Source organism: Pseudanabaena sp. 'Roaring Creek' (genome assembly GCF_001402795.1).
GTDB lineage: Bacteria > Cyanobacteriota > Cyanobacteriia > Pseudanabaenales > Pseudanabaenaceae > Pseudanabaena.
In genome coordinates this window covers 1-1,496 of record NZ_LIRE01000584.1, presented here as the reverse complement: position 1 = coordinate 1,496, position 1,496 = coordinate 1, and the positions used below count along the sequence as shown (strand labels likewise).

The window sequence follows — 1,496 nt, the reverse complement described above, 5'->3', positions numbered from 1 at the left end:
TAGGCTTGATTGGATATCGGCATACTTCTCATAGGTTGATTTGACCCGTTGTTGAGCCCAAAACATCAAGAGCATCCCTGGAATGAGGATCAAATAAGATGAGTGAAAGAACATTTACTTTTCTCCTTCAGAAATTTCTATATCTCTATAGCAATCCTAAATGGTTTGTGTAAGCGCCTCCCGAAAGGGGGCTTCCACAAACCCCAAAATCTACAAATGATTTAGGATTGCTATATATTCAATTATGCCTTTTATAAACTTGCTGGGGACTTGGTGATTAATGGTTATGCGGTAGTGAAAACACTACCAAACCAATCAGTTATACCAATTCCCAAAATGGCAACGCCATTTTGGGAATCTCAAAACCTTACTGGGTTTGGTGTTTAATTCACGAAAGTGTTGTCATACTTTCGTGAGTTGGCATTATGAACGCCCCTGAAAAAACGACCATGACAAAAAGAAATTGCTGATAAATATAGCCAGCAAGGCTGTAACCACAGCCGTAGTTGTAGATTCGCCTACTCCCTTTGCCCCACCCGTGGTGGTTAAGCCCCATGTTGTGCCGATCGCCGCGATGATAACGCCGAAAATACTTGATTTGATTAAAGCGGCGATTAAATCCCAAGGTTTGAGGAGATTCTGAACGGAATTGAGAAACATATTGTAGGGAATTGCATACATCGATTGAGATAGCAATAAGCCCCCTGCCATTCCCATCAAAAACCCTAAAATTGTGAGAATCGGCAGCATGAGCAAGCAGGCGATCGCGCGAGGAGTTGCCAGATAGTCAATGGGATTTGTCCGCAGTAAGTGTAATGCGTCAATTTGCTCGGTTACTTGCATCGTGCCAATTTCTGCGGCAAAAGCCGAACCCACACGTCCAGCAATGATGACGGCTGTCAATACAGGAATTAGCTCGCGAGCCAAGGCGATCGCCAAAATGCCTCCGATCGCTTGTTGTGCGCCAAAGTTAATAAACTCTCTCGCGACTTGAATCGTAAATACGGCTCCTACAAAGGCTGCTGTAATTAAAGTTATGAGTAGCGACTCTGTACCCACCATCGACATCTGCTCGATCGTATTGCGCCAATGGAAACGTCGATAGATCAAAATATGGGTGACAATTTGTCCAATCAGTAAACAACTTTGTCCGAGTTTAGTTAGCCAACTGCCAAAATTTCCCATTTTTAAAATTTCCCATGCCACGGCTGACAGGTGGTAAACAATTTTTGTTGTGTTTATCCTAACCCCCAGCGCAATTATCAGCAAAGAAAAAGCGGATAAAAAATATCCCCCGAAAGTTATCTAGCTTCGACTTCGCTCAGCTATAGCTACAGTCACTTAAATTAGGACAAATCAAACCGCAAGAATTGACTGGCGGCGCGAAGCGCCGCCAGTCAATTCTTGCGGTTTATGTCCTAGTCCATTTGGCGATAGCTATAACACCAATTCACTGAAGTGAGACAACACTTCAGTGAATTAAAAACCAAGCCCAG

General features: G+C 43.4%; 1 protein-coding gene. It reads right to left on the bottom strand.

The window, feature by feature from the left end:
• Window positions 1–423: 423 nt before the first annotated feature.
• Window positions 424–1,185, bottom strand: a complete 762-nt coding sequence (locus tag AC805_RS16635; RefSeq protein WP_055076447.1) for an MlaE family lipid ABC transporter permease subunit — start codon at window positions 1,183–1,185, stop codon at window positions 424–426.
• Between the last annotated feature and the right edge of the window lie 311 nt (window positions 1,186–1,496).

Coding starts and splice junctions, on each gene's coding strand:
- AC805_RS16635 (WP_055076447.1), bottom strand. CDS start 1,185: ATGGGAAATTTTGGCAGTTGGCTAACTAAACTCGGACAAAGTTGTTTA.